The organism is Streptomyces sp. CB02058 (assembly GCF_001905505.1).
Taxonomy (GTDB): Bacteria; Actinomycetota; Actinomycetes; order Streptomycetales; family Streptomycetaceae; genus Streptomyces.
Genome location: NZ_LIPG01000003.1, coordinates 383,330 through 406,769 on the forward strand (window position 1 = coordinate 383,330; position 23,440 = coordinate 406,769).

23 protein-coding genes are annotated in these 23,440 nt (G+C 67.9%); 12 read left to right on the plus strand and 11 right to left on the minus strand.

Annotated elements, in window-relative coordinates; genetic code table 11:
- Positions 1-14: 14 nt before the first annotated feature.
- On the minus strand, positions 15-1,091 hold the full coding sequence (locus AMK10_RS15305; protein ID WP_107428431.1) for a permease: 1,077 nt from the start codon (positions 1,089-1,091) through the stop codon (positions 15-17).
- Positions 1,092-1,182: 91 nt separating this feature from the next.
- Here AMK10_RS15305 and AMK10_RS15310 point away from each other — a divergent pair, with 91 nt between their 5' ends.
- The 3 genes from AMK10_RS15310 to AMK10_RS15320 all read left to right on the plus strand — a co-directional run bounded on the left by AMK10_RS15310 (position 1,183) and on the right by AMK10_RS15320 (position 3,787).
- Positions 1,183-1,551, plus strand: coding sequence for an ArsR/SmtB family transcription factor (locus AMK10_RS15310; protein ID WP_073748326.1), 369 nt, complete (start codon positions 1,183-1,185; stop codon positions 1,549-1,551).
- A 250-nt stretch (positions 1,552-1,801) separates the two neighbouring features.
- On the plus strand, positions 1,802-2,128 hold the full coding sequence (locus AMK10_RS15315; RefSeq protein WP_073748327.1) for a hypothetical protein: 327 nt from the start codon (positions 1,802-1,804) through the stop codon (positions 2,126-2,128).
- A gap of 189 nt (positions 2,129-2,317) precedes the next feature.
- Positions 2,318-3,787 (plus strand): GNAT family N-acetyltransferase, encoded by a 1,470-nt coding sequence (locus tag AMK10_RS15320; protein WP_073748328.1) that lies wholly within the window; start codon positions 2,318-2,320, stop codon positions 3,785-3,787.
- Positions 3,788-3,871: 84 nt separating this feature from the next.
- On the opposite strand, the gene AMK10_RS15325 is transcribed toward AMK10_RS15320, so the two are convergent.
- Positions 3,872-4,666: a helix-turn-helix transcriptional regulator gene (locus tag AMK10_RS15325; RefSeq protein ID WP_338014641.1), complete on the minus strand. Its 795-nt coding sequence runs from the start codon at positions 4,664-4,666 to the stop codon at positions 3,872-3,874.
- A 744-nt stretch (positions 4,667-5,410) separates the two neighbouring features.
- Here AMK10_RS15325 and AMK10_RS15330 point away from each other — a divergent pair.
- The 5 genes from AMK10_RS15330 to AMK10_RS15350 are packed head-to-tail and all read left to right on the plus strand — an operon-like array spanning position 5,411 to position 9,636.
- Positions 5,411-5,743: a hypothetical protein gene (locus tag AMK10_RS15330; RefSeq protein WP_143194955.1), complete on the plus strand. Its 333-nt coding sequence runs from the start codon at positions 5,411-5,413 to the stop codon at positions 5,741-5,743.
- Entirely contained in the window at positions 5,740-7,050 is a 1,311-nt protein-coding gene (gene aroA / locus AMK10_RS15335) for a 3-phosphoshikimate 1-carboxyvinyltransferase (protein ID WP_073748331.1), read from the plus strand. The genes AMK10_RS15330 and aroA overlap by 4 nt, the downstream gene beginning before the upstream one ends.
- Complete coding sequence (gene gpmI / locus AMK10_RS15340; protein ID WP_073748332.1) at positions 7,047-8,558, plus strand: 2,3-bisphosphoglycerate-independent phosphoglycerate mutase; 1,512 nt, start codon at positions 7,047-7,049, stop codon at positions 8,556-8,558. Before aroA ends, gpmI begins: the two co-directional genes overlap by 4 nt.
- Positions 8,555-8,905 (plus strand): hypothetical protein, encoded by a 351-nt coding sequence (locus AMK10_RS15345; RefSeq protein WP_073748333.1) that lies wholly within the window; start codon positions 8,555-8,557, stop codon positions 8,903-8,905. Before gpmI ends, AMK10_RS15345 begins: the two co-directional genes overlap by 4 nt.
- The gene (locus tag AMK10_RS15350; RefSeq protein WP_073748334.1) at positions 8,902-9,636 is read left to right on the plus strand and encodes a glutamine amidotransferase-related protein; all 735 of its coding nucleotides are present in this window, start codon (positions 8,902-8,904) and stop codon (positions 9,634-9,636) included. Before AMK10_RS15345 ends, AMK10_RS15350 begins: the two co-directional genes overlap by 4 nt.
- 248 nt (positions 9,637-9,884) lie before the next feature.
- Here AMK10_RS15350 and AMK10_RS36575 read toward each other — a convergent pair whose 3' ends face one another.
- The 8 genes from AMK10_RS36575 to AMK10_RS15390 form a co-directional block, all read right to left on the minus strand.
- Positions 9,885-10,454, minus strand: a complete 570-nt coding sequence (locus tag AMK10_RS36575; RefSeq protein WP_073748335.1) for a helix-turn-helix transcriptional regulator — start codon at positions 10,452-10,454, stop codon at positions 9,885-9,887.
- A gap of 606 nt (positions 10,455-11,060) precedes the next feature.
- Positions 11,061-11,750, minus strand: coding sequence for an ATP-binding cassette domain-containing protein (locus tag AMK10_RS15360; RefSeq protein WP_073748336.1), 690 nt, complete (start codon positions 11,748-11,750; stop codon positions 11,061-11,063).
- The gene (gene pstC / locus AMK10_RS15365; protein WP_079180710.1) at positions 11,738-13,453 is read right to left on the minus strand and encodes a phosphate ABC transporter permease subunit PstC; all 1,716 of its coding nucleotides are present in this window, start codon (positions 13,451-13,453) and stop codon (positions 11,738-11,740) included. Before pstC ends, AMK10_RS15360 begins: the two co-directional genes overlap by 13 nt.
- Positions 13,454-13,572: 119 nt before the next feature.
- Positions 13,573-14,475: a phosphate ABC transporter substrate-binding protein gene (locus tag AMK10_RS15370; protein ID WP_073749282.1), complete on the minus strand. Its 903-nt coding sequence runs from the start codon at positions 14,473-14,475 to the stop codon at positions 13,573-13,575.
- Between the two features lie 390 nt (positions 14,476-14,865).
- The gene (locus AMK10_RS15375; RefSeq protein ID WP_198959708.1) at positions 14,866-15,243 is read right to left on the minus strand and encodes an ArsR/SmtB family transcription factor; all 378 of its coding nucleotides are present in this window, start codon (positions 15,241-15,243) and stop codon (positions 14,866-14,868) included.
- Between the two features lie 125 nt (positions 15,244-15,368).
- Entirely contained in the window at positions 15,369-15,695 is a 327-nt protein-coding gene (trxA, locus tag AMK10_RS15380) for a thioredoxin (RefSeq protein WP_073748338.1), read from the minus strand.
- Positions 15,696-15,709: 14 nt separating this feature from the next.
- Complete coding sequence (gene trxB / locus AMK10_RS15385; protein ID WP_073748339.1) at positions 15,710-16,669, minus strand: thioredoxin-disulfide reductase; 960 nt, start codon at positions 16,667-16,669, stop codon at positions 15,710-15,712.
- Complete coding sequence (locus AMK10_RS15390; protein ID WP_073748340.1) at positions 16,666-17,079, minus strand: arsenate reductase ArsC; 414 nt, start codon at positions 17,077-17,079, stop codon at positions 16,666-16,668. The genes trxB and AMK10_RS15390 overlap by 4 nt, the downstream gene beginning before the upstream one ends.
- Before the next feature lie 90 nt (positions 17,080-17,169).
- Between AMK10_RS15390 and AMK10_RS15395 the strand changes: the two genes are divergently transcribed.
- The 4 genes from AMK10_RS15395 to AMK10_RS15410 all read left to right on the plus strand — a co-directional run bounded on the left by AMK10_RS15395 (position 17,170) and on the right by AMK10_RS15410 (position 22,263).
- Positions 17,170-17,478, plus strand: coding sequence for an ArsR/SmtB family transcription factor (locus tag AMK10_RS15395; RefSeq protein WP_073748341.1), 309 nt, complete (start codon positions 17,170-17,172; stop codon positions 17,476-17,478).
- Positions 17,475-18,554 (plus strand): ACR3 family arsenite efflux transporter, encoded by a 1,080-nt coding sequence (gene arsB, locus AMK10_RS15400; protein WP_073748342.1) that lies wholly within the window; start codon positions 17,475-17,477, stop codon positions 18,552-18,554. Before AMK10_RS15395 ends, arsB begins: the two co-directional genes overlap by 4 nt.
- Entirely contained in the window at positions 18,551-19,612 is a 1,062-nt protein-coding gene (locus tag AMK10_RS15405) for an ArsO family NAD(P)H-dependent flavin-containing monooxygenase (RefSeq protein WP_073748343.1), read from the plus strand. Before arsB ends, AMK10_RS15405 begins: the two co-directional genes overlap by 4 nt.
- Before the next feature lie 125 nt (positions 19,613-19,737).
- Positions 19,738-22,263 (plus strand): molybdopterin-containing oxidoreductase family protein, encoded by a 2,526-nt coding sequence (locus AMK10_RS15410; RefSeq protein WP_073748344.1) that lies wholly within the window; start codon positions 19,738-19,740, stop codon positions 22,261-22,263.
- A gap of 84 nt (positions 22,264-22,347) precedes the next feature.
- On the opposite strand, the gene AMK10_RS15415 is transcribed toward AMK10_RS15410, so the two are convergent.
- Complete coding sequence (locus AMK10_RS15415; RefSeq protein ID WP_073748345.1) at positions 22,348-23,397, minus strand: flavin-containing monooxygenase; 1,050 nt, start codon at positions 23,395-23,397, stop codon at positions 22,348-22,350.
- Positions 23,398-23,440: the final 43 nt, after the last annotated feature.

The window sequence follows — 23,440 nt, forward strand, 5'->3', positions numbered from 1 at the left end:
GATGGTGCTGGGAGTCAGAGCCAGAGCGGGGAGAGCCAGCCCAGGGCGAGGGCGCCTGCGAAGAGGTAGCCGACGACGAGGAAGACGACCTTCTTGCGGGCGATGATGAACATTCCGCTGATGGCGCCGATGCTGGTGCCGGCGCCGGTCACGAGGAAGGCGAGTGCGGCGCCCGGGCCCATGCCGCCGTGCATGAGGGTGGCGACGAGGGGCAGTGAGCCATCGGAGTTCAGGTAGACGGGGATGCCGATCAGGGCGGCCAGCGGGACGGCCCAGACTGAGCCCTCTCCGAGGTAGTCGGTGAGGAAGCTGGTCGGAATCGTCTCGATGAGCAGGTAGCCGAGACCCGCGAAGGCGAAGAAGAACAGGGCCAGGCGACGCGCGTTCTTCCACAGGGTTTCGCCGAGTTCCTGCAGCTTCAGCTTGCTGACCAGGCTCACCTCGGGCTCCGGTGCGACAGGCTTGCTGTCGACGCGCTCCAGAAGGGCGGCCCGGGCCAGGCCGCCGCCACCCGCAGGGACTGCGACTCCGCCGCCGCTGGTGCCGGGCGCTTCGTCCGTGCCGCAGCAGCTGTCGGTCTCGGGGGCGCTCTTGTTCTCCGCGGGCCCGCAGCAGGAGACCTCGTCCTCGTCCACGATCCGTGCCTGGCCCTCCAGCCAGCCGGTCTTCTCGATCACGTGCGTGATCCAGCCGGCGGCCAGACCCAGCACGATCGAGGCCATGAAGAACGTGGTGGCGAAGTTGAACCCGAACAAGCCCGTCGAGAGGACGTACTCCTCCGGGCTGGTCAGGGGTGAAGACACCATGAAAGCGACGACCGGCGCCCACGGGACGCGGGAGACGAGTGCTCCCAGGACCACGGCGGTCGTGCCGCAGGAACAGAACGGGGTGACCACCGAGAGGGTGACGGCGCCGAGGATGGCGACCCAGGCCCGCCGCCTCAGCCATGAGGACAGCCGATCCGCTCCTACATACGTGGTGATCAGGGAGGCGACCACCACGCTGATCAGCAGGAAGGGCCAGTTGTGCGCGAACGTGGTCCACACGTCCACCGCGACGCGTCCGAGGACGTCGACGACGGAGTCGATCATGGGAGTTCTCCAACTCATTGACGGCTGTCGATGTGTTGGAGCATGACCGAATCAATCGATGAGTGTCAATACGTTCGGGAACAATCCATCGATGGCCATCGTTACGTTGTCCATGAGCACCCCAGTCATCCAGCTGTGCTGTCCGCCCGTACTGACGGGTCCGCTGTCACAGGCCGACGCGGAGCAGCTGGCCGCCGCGCTGAAGGTCATCGCCGATCCGGCGCGCCTGCGTCTCCTCGGTCTCATCAAGAGCAAGCCCAATGGGGAGGCGTGCACGTGCGACCTCGTGGAGCCGCTCGGGTTGTCCCAGCCGACCGTCTCCCATCACATGAAGGTGCTCTTCGATGCCGGCTTCCTGAACCGGGAGAAGCGCGGTCGCCAGACCTGGTACCGCCTAGCGCCCGAGAGCCTTGGCATCCTGCGCGACGCGCTCGACCCCAACGTCCCGCAGCGCGCGTAACCGCTTCTCCGTCATCTCCCGGCCACCCTCGGGGCCCGTGCACCATGCGGGCTGCGGGGGTGGCCGCTTCATGCCGCCAGGCATGTGGGTGCCGCGCGCAGTTGATGCCACCCGAATCCTCTTCCCCGGCTACCTGCTCCCGAGCAAACTCATTTTCACCAGGACGGCACACGCCGCCGGGAAAACCGGAAAAAGCATTCTTCCGGCCCTGAATTGCTCGCCGCCACGATGTTCCGACCGGGAGACAACTATGTCTGCTTCGCGCCGTATCGCTTCTGTCGCCGCCGCCTTCGCCTTCGGAATTGCGGCAATCGCCACCGCTGACGCCGTGACTGCGAACGGCCTCGCCCAGAGCGTTCAGAGCGACGGCAGTGATGGTGCGGGCTGGGACACGGTGCAGGCCGGTGCGGGCTGGGACACCGCACCGGCCGGTGCGGGCTGGGACAGCGTGCTCGCCGGTGCTGGTTGGGACAGTGCTCCGGCCGACAGCGGGCACGGGGCCGGCTGGGACACCGCTCCCGCCACGCAGGACGGGGCCGGCTGGGACTCCACCGGCACCGCGCCCCTGGGTGCCTGACTCGCGAACCGTAGTTGCGGAACTTCAGGCGCTGCACCTGGTGTCGGCACGCACACGATAAACGCCTGACTTCCGTAATCCCTCGAGCGCACCCCCCACGGCGTAGCGGCGAAAACGCCTGCCTCACACGAAGGGTCACTATCAAAGGCCCGAATTCCCACCATCTCAAATTCTCGCCGAGGAGCGGAAATGGCAACCCAAGCTCAGGCGTGCTGCGGCACTCCGCCGGAACCCCTTCAGATCGACAGCCCGCCGGCAGTCGGCACCGAGTCCAGCTGCTGCGGCGACGTGCAGGAGACCCCCGCAACGACCGCGGAGTCCAGCTGCTGCGGCGACATCCCGGCCGTCGGTGCCCCGGCCACCGACACTGCGTCCGACACCTGCTGCGGCCCGGACGTGCAGACCGGCCTCGACTTCACGACCGCGGCCAAGCAATTCGGCGCGACCGAGAGCACCTGGCCCTACCTGCACCCCGCGTGGCTGCGCGCGACGGAAACCGCCCTGCCGGAAGCGAAGGCATGGCACTCCGTCGCCCGCAGAGGCGATGACGCGGTCCTGCTGCCCGGCTTCGTCTTCGACGCCCCCTCGATCGTCGACACCGACCCCCGCACCTACCTCGGCTGGCAGCCGGCCACCGGCGAGACCGCCTGCTGCTCCGTCACCTCGTGCTGCAACGCCACCACCGACGTCGAGGCGATCGGCGAGGACAAGTTCTTCCCCTCGCTCGTCCTCGGCTCGCCGATCGGTTACCGCAGCGAGACTGTCGCCACTACCGACGACCCTCTGCTGCTCGCCGATCTGCTCGACGAGACCGTTCCGGCTGCCCGAGCCGCGGGAATTCGCAGCATCGTCGCCCCCTGGATCGCCGACATCCCCGCCAACGAGAGCCTTCTCGTCGCTCTCCAGGCCTACGGCGCCACCATCTCGTTCTGGGGGGAGGAGAACGTCCTCACGCTCGAGCACGAAAGTTTCGACGCACACTTCGCCGCTCTCAAGACCCGCAAGCGCCGCAAGCTCAAGGAAGACCACGCCAAGGCACTCGCCAGCGGCGTCGAGGTCATCCGCAAGGACGGCACCGACCTGCTGCCTTACGCCGACCGGATAGCCGAACTGACCGGGCTGAACCGCCAGAAGTACGACGGCAGCGAAGGGCCCGAGCAGATCAAGACGCTCCTGCTCTCGATGATCGAGGGCGGGGCGGACGTCCGCGCCTACCTCGGCCTCAAGGACGGCGCCGTGGTGGCCTCCATGGTCACCTTCCGCCAGAACAACCGGCTGTTCATCAAGTGGGCGGGCTTCGACTACGACGCGATCGGCGAGCGCAGCGGCCTCTACTTCGAGCTCACCTTCGATCGCCCCCTGCGGGACGCCTATGAGGAGAAGCTCGAGGCGCTGGAGTCCGGGCCCGGCGCGGACCAGGCCAAGCGCCTGCGTGGATGCCTGCCCCGCGCCGTCCACACCGCACTGATCATCACCGACTCCAAGCTCGCGCCCAAGGCCGCCGAACTGCAGAGGGCATTCGGTGAGGCGCGGCGCGAGGCACTGGGTGCGGAGGTCGCCGACACCTCGGTCGCGGGCCGACTCCGCTCCGCGTTCCGCGGCGGCCCCCAGCTGGAGCCGATCAAGCCGGTCCAGCCGGAAGGATCCTGCTGCGGCTGACCACCGTCAAGAAACGTGCCCGTGGGGCGTGAAGAGCATCGACAGTGCTCTTCACGCCCCACGGGCACGTTCTGAGGAAAGTCGTCAGTCCAGCCAGCCGCGTTGAGCCGCTCGCGCGCCCGCCTCGAAGCGGCTGCGGGCCTCCAAGCGGCTCATCAGGTCCGACATGGTGCGTCGTACCGTGCGCAGGCCGATGCCCAGCTTGCGGGCCGCGATCTCGTCGGTGTTCCCCTGGAAGAGCAGTCGCAGCAGCTCCGCTTCCTGAGGTGTGAGCCCCGCCTCGTTCCTCTCCTTGTCGTGGTCCGTGCCGAACAAGCCGGCCGATTCCCAGATCTGCTCGAAGAGCGCCGCGAGCGCTGTGATGACGCCGGGCCCGCGCAGCAGAGCGGCGCCCTTCTTGGTGTTCTCGGGATCCACTGGCAGCAGAACGACCTCACGGTCGAACATCACCATGCGGATGGGAAGTGTCGGTGACGTGCGCACCTCACCGCCGCGTTCGGTGAGCCACTGGGCGTAGTTGAGCGTCGCCTGGTCGTTGCGGACGCTGTCCATGTACAGCGTGAGGACCTTCACTCCGCGGCCCATCAGGTCCTGGTCGAGCGGCTTGCTCGCTTCCAGGCTGGCCGCCGACTGGGCTCCGCCGGGCATGAAGGACAGGCACTCCCGCTCACAGCGGTGCGCGAGTTCCTCCATCCGCCCCTGAATGGAATCGATGCCGAGCAGGTACTCGACATCGTGTCGTTCGCGGTGGGCTCCGCCGGCGTACTCCTCCATCATGCGCATGACAGCCGCTTGTCCTTCGGCGAGCTGCTGCTGCTGGCGCAGCAGGTTGCTCTCCCGGTCCTGGAGGAGGAGGCGCAGACCTACCTCGGGACTCACGGCCCGCACGTTTCCCGGATCCTGCAGTGAGTCCCGCAGCAGGCGGAGCTGGGCCAGCCGGTCGAGCGACTCCCTGACTTCACACTCCGAGAACTGCAGCTCGGAGGCTATCCTTGCCGCCCCCCAGTCATGCTGACGGAGCATCAGTCGGTAGACCGATTCTGTTCTTTCGTCGATCCCCAGCACCTCGAGCACAAGGCCCCCCTTGTCTCACAATTCGAGATTCTTGGATCTCGCATGAGTAGTGCTCGATATTTGCAGCTCAGAGGGCCGCTGGGCAAGAGATTCCCACCAGGCGGACCGTTGGCAGCTTGATGCCGACCCGTATGCCCTGGTGGCAGCTAGATGCCCGGCTGAGATGTCCCGACTCACCCCTGGCAGCCAGGACCCGCAACCTCTCGCCAGGCAGGTTGCTGCCTGTCTGGGGAATGCCAGGCAGGCTCCTGCCACGCGCAGGTCATGCCAGCTGCTACCTCTTCCCCCGCCGAACCGGGCTCCGGAAACTGGTGAGTGAGCCGGGCGGGACCGGCGCCACTGCCAAGCCCATCGTTCTCCCGCCGATTCCGACACCGATCCGAACCGGGGTACAGCCATGCCCGCTGCACTTCAGCGTGCCGCCTGCGTCGATGCCGTCGCCATGCGTCGTTCCCTGCTGACGCCCTCGCCGAGACAGCATCGCCTTCTGAGCATGACTACTCCTGCACCGGCACACCGCCTCTGCGCCTGGGCCCCCTTCCCTTCACCATGTCCTGGCCGCAGTCGATGCACATGATCCACGCGACGCTCGTCGCCTCCGCAGGCCCTTCGCAGGTGGCCGAAGCGGCGGTTGTCACCGACCTGATCTGGATTTCCGCTCGCCCCGGGGATCTCCTCGAGCACGTCTTCTCGGACCTGAGAGACGAGCGCTGGGAAATCACCCTCTTCATACGCACCAAGACTTCAGCCGCCGCGCAGCGCGCGGCAGCCGCCATCTGCCGGCGCGCGATTCTCGAAGTTCCCGCGCTCCACGGCTGGCAACTGATCGACGCCGCACCGACGGACGTCACGAACCCGCCTTCCAGGAGGACCCGCCCATGACTGCCTTCCAGGACCCCAGGCTCGCCGCCGAGCAGCTCAGCGTCGAAAAGCTCGCCACCGTGGACGCCGACGTCGCCGTCCTTGGGTCGAAGAGCTACACCAACCGCGCCATCGCCATCGCGTCCCTCGCCGACGAGCCGACCGAGATCCGCGGCGCCCTGATCTCCGACGACACCATCTACTTCGCCGACGCCGTGGCACAGTTCGGCCACGTCACCACGGAGATCGACCACACCGCACGCACCATTCGCGTCACCCCCACCGGTGCCCCGATGCGCGCGCCGTCCGAGGAGATCTACGTCGGCGCCGCCGGTACCCCGCTGCGCTTCCTGATCTCCCTCGCCGGCCTTGCCGAGGGCACCACCACCATCACGGGCACTGCCCGCATGCAGGAGCGCCCGATGGGCGACCTGCTCACCGCCCTCGGCCCGCTCGGCGTCCAGGCCGTCGCCGTCAGGGGCAACGGCTCGCCCCCCATCCAGGTCACCGGCGGTACCTTCCGCGGGGGCGCCACCGAGATCAGCGGCGCCGTCAGCAGCCAGTTCACCTCCAGCCTCCTGATCAGCTCGGTGAAGGCCGACCAGGACACCGAGATCAACATCGTCGACGACCTGGTCTCCAAGCCCTATGTCGAGATGACCCTCGCCGCGCTTGCCGCAGCGGGCATCCGCGTCGAGCGTGAGGGGTACACACGCTTCACCGTTCCCGCCGGCCAGTCCTTCAGCTCCGGACAGGTCATCGTGGAGCCCGACGCATCGGGCATGTCCTACGTTCTGGCCGCCGCGGCGATCCTCGGCGGCCGCGTCACCATCCCCGGTATCGGCAAGGGCTCCCACCAGGGAGACGTCGGCCTCGTCGACGTACTGGTCCGCATGGGCGCCGCCGCTGAGGTCAGCGAGGACTCCATCACGCTCAAGGGGGGCCCGCTGCACGGCATCGACGTCGACATGGAGGCCATGCCCGACGTGGTCCCCACCCTCGCCATCGTCGCCGCCTTCGCCGAAGGGCCGACCCGGATCACCAACATCGCCAGCCTTCGCGTCAAGGAGTGCGACCGCATCGCCGCAGTCACCACGGAGCTGCGCAAGATGGGCGTCCAGGTCGACGAGTACGACGACGCGATGACCGTCCACGGCGGCACCCCGCACGGCGCCACCATCGACACCTACGACGACCACCGCATCGCCATGTGCTTCGCCATCGCCGGCCTGCGGACGGGAGACGTCGTCATCAACGACCCGGGCTGCGTCGCCAAGTCGTTCCCCACCTTCTGGCAGGTCCTCGACTCGCTGCGGGAGACCCGGTGACCATCGCTCCGGCTCCCGGCGTACTGCTCGTGCTGGACGGCTGGGGCTATGCCCCGGCCGGCCCGGCCAACGCCATCACCCGTGCTCACACCCCTGAACTCGATTCCCTGGTCGCCAAATACCCGACGGCCTACGCCCACGCATCAGGCGAAGCGGTCGGACTGCTCCCCGGCACGGTGGGCAACTCCGAGATCGGCCACATGGTCATCGGGTCCGGCCGCCCCCTCGCCTACGACAGCCTCCTGGTCCAGCACGCCATCGAGGACGGGTCCCTGCGCCAGCACTCCACCCTCTCGGACACCTTGACGCGCCTGGCCCGCGACGACCGGGCCCTGCACCTGATCGGCCTGGCCTCGGACGGCCAGATCCACGCCCACGTCGAACACCTGCAAGAACTGCTCACCATCGCCGCCTCGCACAGCGTCCCCCGCGTCTGGATCCACGCGATCACCGACGGCCGGGACGTCGCCGACGGAACCGCACCCACCTACCTGCGGCGTATCGAACAGATCGCGGCACAGGCCGGAACCGGTCGTGTGGCCACCGTCTCCGGCCGGGGCTACGCCCTCGACAAGAGCGGTGACCTCGGCCTGACCTGGCCGGTGACCGAAGCCATCGCCGACGGCGCAGGCCGCCGGGCAGAGAACGCCGTTGCCGCAGCAGCCGCACCACGGGGCGACGTGTGGGTCGAACCCGCCGTCCTCGCCGACGCAGCCGTTGTTGACGGCGACGGCATCTTGTTCACCAACTTCCGCAGCGACCGGATCCAGCAGCTGGCCGACCACCTGCTCGACCACCTGGCCAGCACCGGTCGCAGCGTCACGCCGCTGAGCCTCGCGGTCTACGACACCCGCACCGACATTCCGGCTCTCGTCCAGAGGGCCGACGCCTCCGGCGGTCTGGCCGACGAACTCGAACAGCACGGCCTGCGATCCGTACGCATCGCGGAGAAGGAGAAGTTCGAGCACGTCACCTACTACGTCAACGGCCGCGACGACAGAAAGCGATCCACAGAAGAACACCTCCAGATCACCGGCGACGTTCCCGCGGACTACATCGCCCGGCCCGAGATGAACCTCGACCTGGTGACCGACGCCGTCGTAGCGGCGGCCGGCCGGGACGAAGTCGCCCTGGTCGTCGCCAACCTCGCCAACATCGATGTCGTCGGGCACACCGGTGACGCCGAGGCGACCGTCCAAGCGACGCAAGTCACCGACGCCGCCGTCGAACGCATCCGTGCCGCAGCCCAAGCAGCCGGCCGCTGGCTGCTGCTGGTCGGCGACCACGGCAACGCCGAAGTGATGGCCAAGCCCGGCCCCGACGGCATGCCCCGCCCCTACGGGGGCCACACCACCAACCCAGTCCCCGTCATCATCGTCCCCGCTCCTGGCGCAGTGCTGCCCGAGGCACTGCCCGGCGGCGCGACCCTTGCCGATATCGCCCCCACCGTCCTGACGTTGCTGGGCCGGCCGTCCGGTTCGGCCATGACCGGAAAGTCCCTGGTATGAGCACAGCACCGCTGCCCGCCACCCTGCCCAGGCTCCCGGACCACGACGACCGCTTCGCCGACTCCCTCGCCCCCGAGGCCCGCATCCGCGAACTCGACCTCGGCCCCGGTCTTTGGGCCGTCGAACGCACCGGCCCTGACACCCAGGTGCTCTACGTCCACAACCCCACCAACGAGCTCCAGGCCTTCTACCCGGCCACGGTCTTCGGTGGCGACGTGACGCCGGTGTTCCTGTCCGGAGACATCACCACCGCGGGTGAGGAGGGAGCCGGGCTGATCGTCCGCCTCGCTCCCAAGGGAGACGTCTGGCTCGCCCGAACCGCCACCACCGATGAGGAGACCCCATGACCACCCGCACCGACCAGCCCCGCCCGCGGGTCGCCCTGGTCGGCAACCGCAACGACCACTCACCGGCTCACCCCAGGCTGGAGACCTTCGGGCCACACCTGTCTGTCGAGCTTGAGTGGATCGCCAGCCAGAACGTGACCAGCGCGGACGACCTCGCCTCGTACGACGGCATCTGGGTCATCCCCGGCTCGCCCTACGTCTCCAAGGACGGCGTCCTGACAGCGATCAGGCACGCCCGCGAAACCGGCGTCCCCTACCTCGGAACGTGCGGAGGCTTCCAGCACGCGCTCATCGAGTACATGCGCACCGTGCTTGGCGTCGCCGGCGCCGACGACGTGCAGTACGACCCCGACACCCCCACTCCGGTGATCATTCCGCTGGTCTGCTGTCTCAAGGGTCAGCAGGCTTCGCTCCACCTCGGGGACGGGACCCGGCTTTCCGGCGTCTACGCCGGCGCCGAAGCCACCACGGAGACGTTCCACTGCCAGTACGGCCTGAACCCGGACTTCGCCGAGACCATCGAGCGCAGCGACCTGGTCATCAGCGGCTGGGACTCCGAGGGCGCCCCGCGGGCCATCGAGCTCGCCGACCACCCCTTCTTCATCGCCACGCTCTTCCAGCCTGAGCTGTCCTCGGAACCCGGGGCGATCCACCCGCTCATCGAGGCGTACACCGACGCCGTACACAAGCACGCAGAAGCCCGGCCACGCGCACTCGCCGGAACCTCCTGAAACAGCCACGCCTACAGCTTCCGGGCACGACCGATCTGCGGTCGTGCCCGGACGCATATCCCGTGAGACTCCGCCAGGTGAAGGCAACGGACAAGGCGTGGGCCCCCGGCAGCCCCCGCGGTGGGACCGCCCCGGGTGGTGGACGGCGTCCCTGACATCTCATGGCTTCAAGGATCGGACCGGCTTGGCTCTGCGCGTGCAGATCATGGTGCAGTGTGCGCCAAGGTTCGGCTGGTCCTTGACGAACCTCAGCGAACTTCGCCGGCGGCTCGTCGCCGCAGCTCGAGCACATCGTCGATGTTGAGGTTGAGGGCTTTGCTGAGGGCGGCGACCGTAGACGCGGACGGTACTGGGCTGCCGGGGGCGAGAGCTTGATGCACGGTGGTTCGTCCCAAGCCGGCCCGCGCTGCCAGCGCTGTCATGGTCAGTCTTGCGCGGGCTCGGGCATTGGCCAACAAGATCCGTAGCTCTGCCAGTGCCTCCTCGTCGGGCGGCGCAACAGGCTCAGCCGATGGCAGGGCCACCACCTCGGCAGCCTGCTCGAGCGGCCCACCTCGCAGGGTGATCAGCTGTTCTTCGACGTCACGCCGCAACTTCAGCCACTCCGGAATGCCCTTCTCGCCGAGGGGGTGCCAAGCGGACACCGCTGCGCACAGTGTGTTCACCGACGGCAGCCGGGTCCCGCTCAGCGCCGAGTAGATCGCTGTCCTGCTCGTCGCCCACCTGCCCGTCGCGACTCTGTCGATACTGATCTCCCGTGCACCCTGGCTCCCTTCCGCTCGTGCGATGGCCCCCTCCTGCAATTCGCGCAGCTGCACAGCCAGCTTCCCCAACGGGTGCGAGTGGTCAATAGCGCGACGTCGATTGGGCACGATCCCCCTGGCAAGCTTCAAGTCACTCCCGGATGGTGCCGCGAAGTCCCATGTGATTCCGCCTGGTTCCACTTGGTTCCGAACAATGAAGGACTTGCTGCACCGCGTGCTGACATTGAAGCGGCCCGACGGCAGGCGTCCAACCAACACCGACGGGCCACTCAAGGATCCAGCCTTCGAAAGGGGACCCAGATGGCCAACGGTACGCGCCCACCGATCGGCGAGCCCAGGACGAGCACGGCCCTGCATCTCGTCGGGCAAGCCGTCCGAGGCGTGTTTGCCGGCGCAGCTCGCGCCGTTGCTGAACGGCTGATCAAGCTGGTCTCGCAGTAGCTCAGCAGCCTTCTCTCCCGGGGCGACAGTGCACAGCCGGGGCGGTGGCCGGCCCACTGCTCTCAAGGCCGATGGCCGGACTGTGCGCCGTGGTTGCCGCCCCATCGGGCCTGTCCGGAGATGTCGCCGCGGCCACGCATGAAGCCGGGCCCGGTCCGTCGTGATTGCGCCACGACGGGCCGGGCCCGGTCTCGTTCATCCTGCTCTGTACGTTTACGCTCAGGCGGCGGTAGATGTGCGAGCCATGGTTTCTGGGTGCTCAAGCCGAACTGTCCGGCAGCAGAGCCGCTCCACCTGCGCGGGATCGTGCGAGACGAGAAGAACGGTGCGGCTGCCGCGAAGGGCGGCCACCGATTCCTCCACCGTGTCCCGGCTTCGCTCATCCAGGGCGCTGGTGGGTTCGTCCAGCAGGAGCGCCGCAGGTTCCAGGGCCAGGGCGCGGGCCAGGCACAGTCGCTGGCGCTGCCCCGCGGAGAGCGACTGCGCGGGAGTGTCCAGGCGGTTGTGGACCTCCTTCCAGAGTCCTGCCTCCTTCAGGGCCTGTTCCACGCGGCCGCGCAGGTCCTCCCGGGACGCGCGCACGAGGTGGCGGAGGCCGAAGACGGCGTTGTCCAGGATGCTTCCGCCGAAGACGACGGGCGTCTGGGGTACCAGGACGACCTTGCTGCGCAGGCTGGAGTCACCCTTGCCGTAACGGACGGGGCGACCCTGGACCTCCAAGTGGCCATCGCGGGTGAGGCCGTGGGGGAGCAGGTCGACGAGGGCGCGCAGTACGGTGGACTTGCCGGCTCCTGAAGGGCCGCAGAGTCCGGTGGTTGTGCCTGGGGCCAGTTCGAAGGTGACCGGGCCGACCAAGGTCTTCTTGCCGTCGAGAACCCGCAGGTCGCGGACGGATATCACGTTGTCCATCGTGCTCCTTCGAAGCGGTTGCGCACGGCAACGGCCAGGCTGAGAAGTGCCGCGGTGATCAGGACCAGGACCAGGGCGCTGCCCCACGCCTGGGCGATCGCCTCGGGTGCTCCCGAGTCCTGGGACAGGGTGAAGATGTGTGTGGGCAGGGCTTGCACGGGTGAGTTGACGATTCCGCTCGGCAGCCCGGGTGCGCCGAAGAACACCGTGGCGGTGAAGATCAGGGGAGCTGTCTCGCCTGCTGCCCGGGCCAGGCCGAGCAGCAGGCCGGTCAGCGTGGCGGGCCAGGTGTAAGGGATGACGACGGATCGGATGTACTGCGTGCGGGACAGGCCGAGGGCAAGGGCGCTTTCGGTGAGCTCTGCGGGCATTCCCTTGATGCGGCCCGCCGTGGTGAGGGCGATGACCGGCACGATGACGGGGACGAGCACGATCGCTCCGGCGAGCCAGGATCGGCCCCATCCCATGGCGGAGGAGAAGAGAACGTAGCCGGCCAGGCCCAGCAGGATGGTCGGGGTTCCGCCGACGGCGACCGTGACTGTTTCCAGTACGCGTGCTGCCTTCTCGGATGCCTGGGTTCCGATGAGGACGCCCGCGCCGTAGCCGAGGGGAAGGGCGATCACGGCGGCGGTGGCCAGGAGGAGGAGGGTGCCGAGGATCTGGTCGCGCACTCCTCCGCCGGCCGCGCCGACGGAGGGCGAGATCCAGAAGGCCGGGTTGAAGGCGGAGCTGCCTCGCGTGGCGAGGACGGTGAGCATCCCGAGGAGTAGCGCGCCGGGCAGAAGCAGGGCGCCCATGCGCAGCAGCGTCGCCAGCCGGTCGCGCGGAATACGCATCCAGGCGGAGGCCCGGTGGGTGCGCAGGACACGCTTCGCGGGTCGGTTTGACGTCTTGCGGGTACCCCACACCGTGGCTGCGGCCACGAGGAGGAGCAGCAGGATGCCCAGACCGCACAACGCCGCGAAATAGGGGCCGGAGGTTCCGGCCAGCATCGGTTCGGGGCCTGCCAGTTTGGTGGTCAGCGTCTGGCCTGGGTGCACCAGGGAGGAGAAGAAGTCGCCGAACGACTTGGGCATTCTGCCGTCGGCACGTCCTACGACGAGGAAGACCGCGATGGCTTCGCCGAGTCCACGGGCCAGACCGAGCAGAACACCTGCCCGCATACCGGCGCGAGCTTGGGGTAGCACAGCCGATCGCACTACCTCGCGACGGGTCAGGCCCAGGGAGTAGCCGGCCTCCCGGTAGCGGTCGGGCACGGCGGCCAGGGCGTCCACGCTGACCGCGACGATCGTCGGCATGATCATCACCGCGAGGACGATGCCGGCGGCGAGCAGGCTGTCGCCGCCCGGAACGTCTCCCAGCGCCGCGACGAACGGACGGATGACGATGACGCCGATGAGGCCGTAGACGATGGAGGGGACCGCCGCCAGGAGTTCGATGCTCAGCCGCAGGGGCTTCGCGAAGCGGGGTGGCAGGTATTCCGACAGTGCGATGGCCGCGGACCAGCCGACAGGCACGGCCAGCACGAGTGCGAGCACGCAGACGACTGCAGACCCGTAGATCATGGACAGAGCGCCGAAGGTGCTGGTCTGCGGGCTCCATGTGCGGTCGCTGACCAGGGTGAGCCAGTCGATGTCCCCGCCGGCTATGCCGGTGGCGAGATATCCGATGAGCACGGCCAGGGCGAGAAACACCGAGAGCATCCCGGTGTAGACCCAGCCCCAGACCCATCTTGCCCGCTGCGGCCGGCCGCCCGGAACGGGCGGCAGCGGCGCAGAGGGCCCGGGCGCCTCGGGAGGGCGCTCCAGAGTGAGACTCACAGTCACATCCCCATCTGCTTGCGGGACAGGTATCCGTGCTGGGGCAGCAGCTTCTGGCCGGTCGGCGAGAGGATGTAGTCGATGTACTGCTTGGCGGCGCCCTTGGGCTTGCCGTTGGTGATCATGAACAGGGGGCGGGTCATGGGGTAGGTGCTGGACTCCACGTTCTCCGCGGTCGGAGCGATTCCCTCGAGGCTGACGGCGACCAGGTCGTCATGGCCCTCGATGAATCCCGTCGACAGGGGAGCGATGGAACCCGGGGTGGACTCCAGCTTGTTGCGGGTCTCGGTGTTGCCGCCGACGACGGCGTAGTTGTCGGACTCCGGGGGAGCGGGGGGCTTCCCCTCGCCGTACACGAACTTGTCGAGCACTTCCCGGGTGCCGCGGCCCGGCTCCTTGTCGTAGACGAAGACTTCCATGTCCGGCCCGCCGACCTCGGACCAGTTGGTGATCTTGCCTTCGAACAGGCCCTTCAGCTGCGCCTTCGTGAGGTTCTTGACCCCGGCGTCCGCAACCTTCTTCGTGATGATGATGCCGACCGCGTCGGCACCGATCTGGGTTGTGACGAAGTCTGCGTCGGGGTAGGCCTTGCGGTCCTCGTCTGCCAGGGGCTTGGAGCTGAGGGCGATGTCGATCTGCCCGGATCCGAGCTGGGAGATGCCTCCGGCCGAACCGCCCTGGGTGGCCACCGTGATGTCCAGGTTCTTCGCCTTCAGGGCTTCGGCGGCGTCCGAGGCGACCGGGGCGACCGTGGTCGATCCGCTTGCCTGCAGGGCGGAGGAGTTGGCGCTGGCGGACCCGGCGCAACCCGTCAGGGCGGTGGCCAGGAGGAGGGCGGCAGTGGCGGCGTACCCACTCCGCTTCTTCCTGCCGGCGCACAGGGACGAGAGGAATGAGTTGCTCATGACAGGCATGGAGGAGCCTTCGCTGGTGGACGGAAAGTTGACGGATGGTGAAGAGCGGGTGAACCCGCCCTGACGCATCGACAGTCTGCTCACCGCTTGTTCCGCAGAGAAGGGAATCCAGTTGGCAGCAACTGCGCTCGGCACTCACCTGCCTGAGGATCGTGGCAGGAAGGTGCCATCCCTGCCTCACCCCGGCTCCGAGGGTGCGGGCCCGGTGCGGGGTGTGGCTTGAAGCGGGTCGGCAGGAAGGGCGAGGCCTCAGGGCCGAAGCGCAGCGTGCCGTCGCGTGTCGGCCGGCTGGGGCATGGGCGTATCCAGGTGTGGAAACGAGCCGGCCCCCGGCCCGCCGAGTCGCAATCACGGCGGGCCGGGGGCCGGGGTCTGTGCGGATCAGGCCCGCTCGAGCACGAGCAGGTTGAGCAGGGCCTCGTGGTCGGGGTGCACCGAATACCAGATCCAGGTACCGCGCTTCTGCTTCGTCACCAGCCCCGCGTCCGCGAGTACCTTCAAGTGATAGCTGATTGTCGGCTGCTGCTGCGCGAGTGGAGCGGTCAGATCGCAGACACACGCCTCACCGTCCGGCGCCGCGAGCAGCATGCTCAGCATCTGCAGCCGTGTCGGATCTGCGACTGCTTTGAGTGCCCGGGCCAGCATCTCGGCCTTGTCCCGCGGCATCGGGTCAACGCCCAGCGGCGGCCCGCAGTCCAAGTCCTGTCGAGAAAAGACAGGGAAGGCCGGCCGGGTGCCTGGAACGGGTACGGAAGACATACGCATCACCCTATGAACATCCCGCTCCTCTTGAGCAGTGGCTATGCCTCAAAGGTCCCTCGTGAGCGACTTGTTTGTCCTGCGTTCAGGTTCTGTTCAGCTGAAGCGGACTGCCAGGCTTCGGATCAGTCGGTGAAAAAGGCTTCCAGCTCGGCGATGATTCCGGCCTTCGGCTTTGCGCCGACGATCGTCTTGGCGACCTCACCGCCCTGGTAGACGTTGAGCGTCGGGATGGACATCACCGCGTACTTGGCGGCGGTGGCAGGGTTCTCGTCGATATTGAGCTTGACCACGTCGATCCTGTCACCGTGCTCGGCGGCGATGGCTTCCAGTGACGGTGCGATCTGGCGGCATGGTCCGCACCATGCGGCCCAGAAGTCCACCAGTACGGGTTTGGTGCTCTTGAGGACGTCCTCCTCGAAAGAGTCATCCGTTACGTTCTTCAGGGCCACGGCAGATTCTCCTTCTAGCGGGGTGTGCTGTCGGCGAGGGCGGCGAGGTAGCGCTCGGCGTCCAGGGCCGCCGCACAGCCGCTGCCTGCCGCTGTGATCGCCTGGCGGTAGGTGTGGTCGACGACGTCGCCCGCGCCGAAGACGCCGGCGACGTTCGTACGGGTGGAGGGGGCGGCGACCTTCAGGTAGCCCTCGTCGTCCAGGTCCAGCTGGCCCTTGACCAGGTCGGTGCGCGGATCGTGGCCGACGGCCACGAAAAGGCCGGTGGCGGGGAGTTCCGTGGTGTCGCCGGTGGTGGTGTCGCGAAGGGTGAGGCCGGCGAGCTTGCCGCCCTGCTCACGGATGGCGGCGACCTCGCTGTTCCACGCGAAGGAGATCTTCGGGTCTGCGAAGGCGCGCTCCTGCATGGCCTTGGAGGCGCGAAGCGTGTCGCGGCGGTGCACGATGGTCACCGACTTGGCGAACCGGGAGAGGAAGGTGGCCTCCTCCATGGCGGTGTCGCCACCGCCGACGACGACGATGTCCTGCTCGCGGAAGAAGAAACCGTCGCATGTAGCGCAGTACGAGACGCCGCGGCCGGAGAGATCGTCCTCGTGCTCCAGCCCGAGCTTGCGGTGCTGGGAGCCGGTGGTCACGATGACGGCCTTGGCGCGGTGAACGGTGCCGGCGCTGTCGGTGACAGTCTTGATGGCCTCGCTGAAGTCGACGGCGATGACGTCGTCCGGAATCAGCTGGGCGCCGAACCGCTCCGCCTGCGCCCGCATGTTGTCCATCAGGTCCGGGCCCATGATGCCGTCGCGGAAGCCCGGGTAGTTCTCGACCTCGGTGGTCTGGATCAGCGCGCCTCCGGCGGTCACCGAACCTTCGAAGACCAGCGGGTTCAGTGACGCGCGCGCCGTGTAGAGGGCGGCGGTGTAGCCGGCGGGGCCCGAGCCGATGACTATGACGTTGCGGATCTCGTGCTCAGCGCTCACTTCGTAGCCTCCGGGGCAATCTCTTCGATGAGTCCTTCGACGAGCTTCTTGATCTCGTCGCGGATGGGGCGCACGGCTTCGACACCCTGGCCGGCCGGATCGTCCAGCTTCCAGTCCAGGTAGCGCTTGCCGGGGAAGACAGGGCAGGCGTCGCCGCAGCCCATCGTGATGCAGACGTCCGAGGCTCGCACCGAGTCAACGGTCAGGATCTTGGGAGTCGCGGCCGACATGTCGATGCCGACCTCGCGCATCGCCTCGACCGCCGCAGGGTTCACGGAGCCAGCGGGGGCTGATCCGGCGGATCGGACCTCGATACGGTCCCCGGCCAGGTGCTCAAGCCACGCGGCTGCCATCTGGGATCGGCCGGCGTTGTGGACACAGACGAACAGCACGGAGGGCTTGTCGGACATCGACGTCTCGCTTGTTTGGTCTCGGGATCGGAACCGACTTGCATCAGTATCCGGTGGTGTCAGCGACCACTGATGTGAGAGTATCAGTACATGATGACGTCAGTCGACACTGAACTGATCCGAGTTCTGGGCGACCCCCTGCGGCTCCAGATCGTGACCCTCCTTGCCCGCGAGACGCTGTGCACCACCCACCTCGTCGAGGAGACCGGTGCCAAGCAGACCAACCTCTCCAACCATCTGAGAGTGCTGCGCGAGGCCGGGATCGTGGAGACCGAGCCGTGCGGGCGCTTCACCTACTACAAGCTGCGGCCCGACGTCATCGCGCAGCTCGCAGACCAGTTCGCCGCGCTGGCCGCCACCGCGCGCACCGCCGTAGAGAACAAGAGGGCCTGTCCGTGACCCGCACCGAACCAGCCGCCACCACTGAGGGATCCTCGGTCGTCGCCAAGTTGTCGACACTCGACCGCTTCCTCGCGGTATGGATTCTGATCGCCATGGGCCTCGGCCTCGGGCTCGGCCGGCTGATTCCCGGCCTCAACGACGCACTGGCCAAGGTCGAGATCGGCGGTATCTCGCTACCGATCGCGGTCGGTCTGCTGATCATGATGTATCCGGTACTCGCGAAGGTCCGTTACGACCGGCTGGACGCCGTCACGGGTGATCGGCGGCTGATGATCTCTTCGCTGGTCATCAACTGGGTCGTCGGCCCGGCCGTGATGTTCGCCCTCGCGTGGATCTTCCTCGCGGACCTGCCCGAATACCGCACCGGCCTGATCATCGTCGGACTGGCCCGCTGCATCGCCATGGTCATCATCTGGAACGACCTTGCCTGCGGCGACCGTGAGGCGGCAGCCGTCCTGGTGGCTCTGAACTCCGTCTTCCAGGTCATCGCCTTCGGTGTTCTGGGCTGGTTCTACCTCGACCTGCTGCCCGGCTGGCTCGGTCTCGGCGACGGCCAGTCGCTGGACATCTCCATGTGGAAGATCGCACTGAACGTCGTCTTCTTCCTCGGCGTCCCCCTGCTTGCCGGCTTCCTGACCCGCCGCATCGGCGAGAAGAAGCTCGGTCGCGATTCCTACGAGAACGCCTTCCTTCCCAAGATCGGTCCCTGGGCGCTCTACGGGCTGCTGTTCACGATCGTCGTCCTGTTCGCGCTGCAGGGGAAGACCATCACCTCGCAGCCCCTGGACGTCGTCCGTATCGCGCTGCCGCTGCTCGTCTACTTCGCGATCATGTGGTTCGGGACCTTCCTGCTCGGCAAGGCGATCGGCCTGTCCTACGAACGCACCACCACCCTCGCGTTCACCGCGGCCGGCAACAACTTCGAACTGGCCATCGCCGTAGCCATCGCCACCTTCGGCGTGACCTCCGGACAGGCGCTCTCCGGGGTGGTGGGCCCGCTCGTCGAGGTCCCGGTCCTCGTCGCCCTCGTCTACGTCTCGCTCGCCTGGCGGCGAAAGTTCGCAGCGGCGTGACACCCGACACCGACATAGTGGTGATCGGCGGCGGCCAGTCCGGACTCGCCGCCGGTTACCACCTGCGCCGTCTTGGCCTGGACTTCGTCATCCTGGACGCGCAGCCCACACCCGGGGGAGCCTGGCAGCACGCCTGGGACTCCCTGCACCTGTTCTCCCCGGCCGCGTACTCGTCCCTGCCCGGAAGGCTCATGCCGGCGCAGCCAGGCCAGACGTACCCCGACGCAGCGCACGTCGTCACCTACCTCACGGACTACGAGCAGCGCTACGAACTGCCGATCCGGCGGCCCGTCCGCGTCCAGGGCGTCCACGAGCACGGGCAACTGCTGCGAGTGGCCACCGACGAGGGACCGTGGCTTGCCCGGGCCGTCATCAGCGCCACCGGCACCTGGTCGCGACCGTTCCTGCCGGCAGTGCCCGGACGGGACCGCTTCACCGGCGCGCAGCTGCACACCGCGGAGTACCGCAGCCCCAAGGACTTCGCCGGGCAGCGCGTCGTCGTGGTCGGCGGCGGCAATTCCGGCGCGCAGATCGCCGCCGACCTTGCCTACGACACCGATCTGACCTGGGTCACCCAGCGCGAGCCCATGTTCCTGTCCGATGACATCGACGGGCGTGCCCTGTTCGATGCCGCTACCGCGCGCCGCCGCGCTCTGGATGAGGGGCGTACGGACACCGGTGGCGTCGCCTCCCTCGGGGACATCGTCGCCGTCCCACCCGTGCGCGAAGCCCGCGACGCCGGGTTGCTGAAGGCATCTCCGATGTTCTCCCGCTTCACCGAGACGGGCGTCGAGTGGGCCGACGGTCAGGAGGCGGACGTGGACGCGGTCATCTGGTGCACCGGCTTCCGGCCCGTACTCAGCCACCTTTCGCCACTAGGTCTGCGCGGATCCCGTGGTCACATCCCCACCGCAGGGACCCGGGCCGATGCCGACCCACGCCTCCACCTGCTCGGATACGGCGACTGGACCGGCCCGGCTTCGGCCACGCTCATAGGCGTCGGGCGCCCGGCCCGGGAAGCCGCCCGCGACATCGCCGCGCTACTGCAGAGGCCGTAGGCACGGGCAGGACGGTGCCACGCACAGTTCGTGCCTCCCAGCTGCCCTTTCGCCCTGCCGTCGGCGCTGGCCAGAATCCTTGCAGCGCCGAGCGCACGTGCTGGCAGAGACAGGGGAGATCTCAGGTGAGCAGGGTCGAACGAGCGGTTTCCCGACGTGGCTTCGTCCACACAGCCGTAATCGGCGGTGTGGGCGCGGGCCTTCCCGCCCTGGGAGCAGTCCCGGCCCACGCCAGTTCGATTGAGACCGCACCCAGCAACAGCGCACCCGCTTCCTCTGCGGAGCGTGACTTCACGAAGCAGTCGGCGGCGCTCACCCCGGACCGGACCGTCCACACGGCCTGCCAGTTCTGCAACTCCAACTGCAGACTCAAAGTCGACCTCAAGGCTGACAAGGTCATCGGCGTCCGCGGCGAGAACGCAGACCCCGTCCAGGCCGGCGGTCTGTGCGTCAAAGCGGAGATGATGCCGGAACTGGTCTACAACGACCAGCGCCTGACCACCCCGCTCCGACGCGTCTCCGGCAAAAAGGGGGACCCCAAATCCCGCTTCGAGCCGATCACCTGGGACGAGGCCTTCGAGACGATCGCGCGTAAGTTCCTCGAACTGCGTGACGCGGGCCAGGCCCACACCATCGCCAACCGCACCACCGGCCGCATGCTGCGGGGAACCGGATCACTGGTCGGCCGTCTCTTCGCCATGCTGGGCAGCCCCAACAACACCGACGTCGGCCCCGTGTGCAACGACGCCGGAGCCAACGCTCTCTCTGCGACGTTCGGCCTCGGCAACTTCACCAACGGCTACGGAACCGACGAAGCCACAGGCCAGGAGGACCTCGGCTCCGCCAAGTACCTGCTCTTCCTGGGCACCAACCAGGCCGAGACTCACCCGGTCACCTACGAGTACCTCCTGCGCGAGCGTGAAAAGACCGGCGCCAAGCTCACCGTCGTCGACCCACGCCTCACCCCCACCGGGGCACAGGCCGACCGATGGGTGGCCCCCAAGCCGCACACCGACTACGCGCTCGTCCTGGGCATGCTCCACCACATCATCACCACGAACCGCCACGACCAGGACTTCGTCGACCGCTGGGTCCTCGGCTTCGACGAACTGCGCGACCACCTGATCCGCCACCGCTACACCGCGGCGTGGGCCGCGAAGGTGACAGGTGTCCCGGCGAAGACGATCACCGCGATCGCGGAGGAGTACGCCGCCGCGAAGCCCGCCGCCATCTACTGCAACGCGGGCATCTCCCACCAGCTGGGCGCCTTCGACACCTACCGCGCGCTGACGTTCCTCGCCGCGGTGACCGGGAACATCGGAATCCCGGGCGGCGGCTGCAACTTCATGCACAACACCTGGCCGGGCGACCTGCACCTCCCACCCCTGCAGGTCGCGGTACCCGACCGCCGCCAGGCACTCCCGGTCGGCCCGGACTACTTCGCCGAGTCGATACTCACCGGCCGGCCGTACCGGCTGCGGGCCATCGTCAGCCAGGGCAATCCGCTGGTGTCCTCGGCCAACACCACGCGTGTACGGGAGGCATTCCGAGAACTGGAGTTCTTCGTCTACACGGGCCTCTTCATGGAGGAACCCGCCTACTACGCCGACATCATCCTTCCGGTATGCAGCGGACTGGAGATGGAAGGCGTCTACATGCGCCGCGACGACCGCGCTATCCGCTGGCAGGACCAGGTCGTACCCCGTGTGGGTGAGTCACGCACAGACCCGGAGATCTGGATCGGGCTGGCGCACGCACTGGCTCTTCTGGACACCAGGCGGCCGGCCGCCGACTGGCGCGAGGCGTTCCCGAAAGAGTGGCTGGACTACCGGGCGCTCTGGGAGCAGTTCGTCCAGCACACGCCGGCCATGGCCGGGATGACCGAGCAGCGGATGCGCCGACGGCCCGAGCCCTTGCGCTGGCCCTGCCCCAGCACCGATCACCCCGGCGTCAGCACCCTCTACCTGGACCACCCCTCCTGGTACGCGGCCGCCGAGGCCCTGGACGCGGACAACAAGGGGAAGCGATTCCTCACACCGTCCGGCAAAGTCGAGATCTTCACCCAGGAGCTGCAGGACAAGCTGACGCCCACGGGCCACAGCGCTCTGCCGGTCTTCTACACCCACCCGGAGGTCACGGGAGATCATCCGACCGTGCGCTACGCCTCGGGCTTCGTCACCAGCCCGATCAACCCGCAGGCGGTCACCCATCCCGTGTCCATCGGGCCCCGTCAGGGGCGGGCTGCGCACGCGGCCTACCCGCTGATGGGCATGACCGGCCGACCGAGCGTCGTCCACTTCGCCGAGGTCACGCACTGGACTCGTACCGGCAAGCAGCTCAACGGTGTCCGGCTGATACAGATTCACCCGAGAGCCGCCCGGGCGAGCGGCATCGCGGACGGCGACGCCGTGCGCGTGGAGAGCCTGCGCGGCTCCGTCACCGGAACCGCGCTGTTGTGGGACGGGATCCGGGAGGACACCGTTTTCGTGCCGAACACCTTTGGCCCTGCCCAGCAGGTGGGAGACCTCTTCGGCGCACCCCGCTACGAGCCGGCGAACGTCCTTCCCGACGACGGCTACTACGACAACCTGTCGGGGCAGCAGGCGTTCAAGTGCTTCGCGTGCCGCGTCGTGAAGGACACTCGCAGCTGAGCGGATCCCTTCACGATCCCCCTCTCGCACGCGTGGTGCGGGCCCGAACCACCAGGCTGTCGCCGTTCCCGGCATCGACTTGCGTCAGCGGTGCCCCTTGCTCAGGCCAGACAAGACGTAGCCGGCATCCCGTCCGACGCCTCGCAGCGTTTTGGAGGAGAAGCTGCGCTGAAACTCCATGCCGACGAACCCCAGCCCTGGCACCGTGGTGGTGATGCCGCCGCGGTGCCGGGGCTGGGCCCTGTCGTCCAAGGCACCGCTGCCGGCCAGGTAGGGGAAGGTGAGCCGGTAGCCGGTGGCCCAGATGACCGTGTCGACCGGCTCCTTCGTGCCGTCTGCCCAGACCACTCCCTCGTCGGTGAGCCGGGTGAACATGGCGCGACTGTCAACGCCGTTGTCGCCCAGGGCAGTGCGGTAGCGCCCGTCGTCGAGGACGGCCACCGGCATTCTCAGCAGCAGCCTGCGCATCGGTGCGACGTCGAGGCTGGTGCGTTGCAGCCACCAATGCAGGTCTCGTCCCAGCGGCCTCTGTTGTATCCAGCCGATGGGACGCCGGGTCGCGATGCTGGTGCGTGCGACCGCACCGAGGTCGGCAGCGATCTGAACGGCCGAGTTGCCTCCGCCCACCACGATGACCCGCTGTCCGGCGAACGGTTCGGGGCTGCGGTAGGAGGCGGAATGCAGGGACCGGCCGCCGAATGCCCCTTCGCCCGCCATCACCGGCACCGTCGGGTCGGCGTAGTTGCCGGTCGCGGCGACAAGCGCGGGCGCCGTGAACTGCCGGCCGCCTTCGGTGGTCAGCAGCCAGGTATCGCCGTGACGGATCGCAGAAGTGACCGTGGTGGAGGTGCGGATGTCGGCGTTGATATGGCTGGCGTACTCCCTGAGGTAGCTCACTACCTCGTCACGTGTGGGGTACCGGTCCGGGTCCCCGGGAAAGCGCAGGCCGGGGAGGCCCGAATACCGGGCGGGTGAAAAGAGAGTGAGGCTGTCGTAGTACTGCGGCCACGACCCACCAGGTGCGGCGGCCGAGTCCAGCACCAGCGTGCGGGTGAAGCCATGACGGCGGGCGAGGGCGGCAGTTGCCAGGCCGGCCTGGCCTGCGCCGATCACGATGAGGTCGGCATGGTCCATGAGATCCTGAACTCCACATAGTTCGTTGTTTCGGAAAATGACG

What these genes read in the sequence shown, in the direction of transcription:
- AMK10_RS15345 (WP_073748333.1), top strand. Translation starts at nt 8,555, where the DNA reads ATGAGCACAGCACCGCTGCCCGCCACCCTGCCCAGGCTCCCGGACCAC.
- AMK10_RS15415 (WP_073748345.1), bottom strand. Translation starts at nt 23,397, where the DNA reads ATGGACCATGCCGACCTCATCGTGATCGGCGCAGGCCAGGCCGGCCTG.
- AMK10_RS15395 (WP_073748341.1), top strand. Translation starts at nt 17,170, where the DNA reads ATGATGACGTCAGTCGACACTGAACTGATCCGAGTTCTGGGCGACCCC.
- pstC (WP_079180710.1), bottom strand. Translation starts at nt 13,453, where the DNA reads ATGCTCTCGGTGTTTCTCGCCCTGGCCGTGCTCATCGGATATCTCGCC.
- AMK10_RS15360 (WP_073748336.1), bottom strand. Translation starts at nt 11,750, where the DNA reads ATGGACAACGTGATATCCGTCCGCGACCTGCGGGTTCTCGACGGCAAG.
- AMK10_RS15305 (WP_107428431.1), bottom strand. Translation starts at nt 1,091, where the DNA reads ATGATCGACTCCGTCGTCGACGTCCTCGGACGCGTCGCGGTGGACGTG.
- AMK10_RS15330 (WP_143194955.1), top strand. Translation starts at nt 5,411, where the DNA reads ATGTCCTGGCCGCAGTCGATGCACATGATCCACGCGACGCTCGTCGCC.
- AMK10_RS15370 (WP_073749282.1), bottom strand. Translation starts at nt 14,475, where the DNA reads ATGAGCAACTCATTCCTCTCGTCCCTGTGCGCCGGCAGGAAGAAGCGG.
- AMK10_RS15315 (WP_073748327.1), top strand. Translation starts at nt 1,802, where the DNA reads ATGTCTGCTTCGCGCCGTATCGCTTCTGTCGCCGCCGCCTTCGCCTTC.
- AMK10_RS15375 (WP_198959708.1), bottom strand. Translation starts at nt 15,243, where the DNA reads ATGTCTTCCGTACCCGTTCCAGGCACCCGGCCGGCCTTCCCTGTCTTT.
- aroA (WP_073748331.1), top strand. Translation starts at nt 5,740, where the DNA reads ATGACTGCCTTCCAGGACCCCAGGCTCGCCGCCGAGCAGCTCAGCGTC.
- AMK10_RS15350 (WP_073748334.1), top strand. Translation starts at nt 8,902, where the DNA reads ATGACCACCCGCACCGACCAGCCCCGCCCGCGGGTCGCCCTGGTCGGC.
- AMK10_RS15310 (WP_073748326.1), top strand. Translation starts at nt 1,183, where the DNA reads ATGGCCATCGTTACGTTGTCCATGAGCACCCCAGTCATCCAGCTGTGC.
- AMK10_RS15390 (WP_073748340.1), bottom strand. Translation starts at nt 17,079, where the DNA reads ATGTCCGACAAGCCCTCCGTGCTGTTCGTCTGTGTCCACAACGCCGGC.
- AMK10_RS15320 (WP_073748328.1), top strand. Translation starts at nt 2,318, where the DNA reads ATGGCAACCCAAGCTCAGGCGTGCTGCGGCACTCCGCCGGAACCCCTT.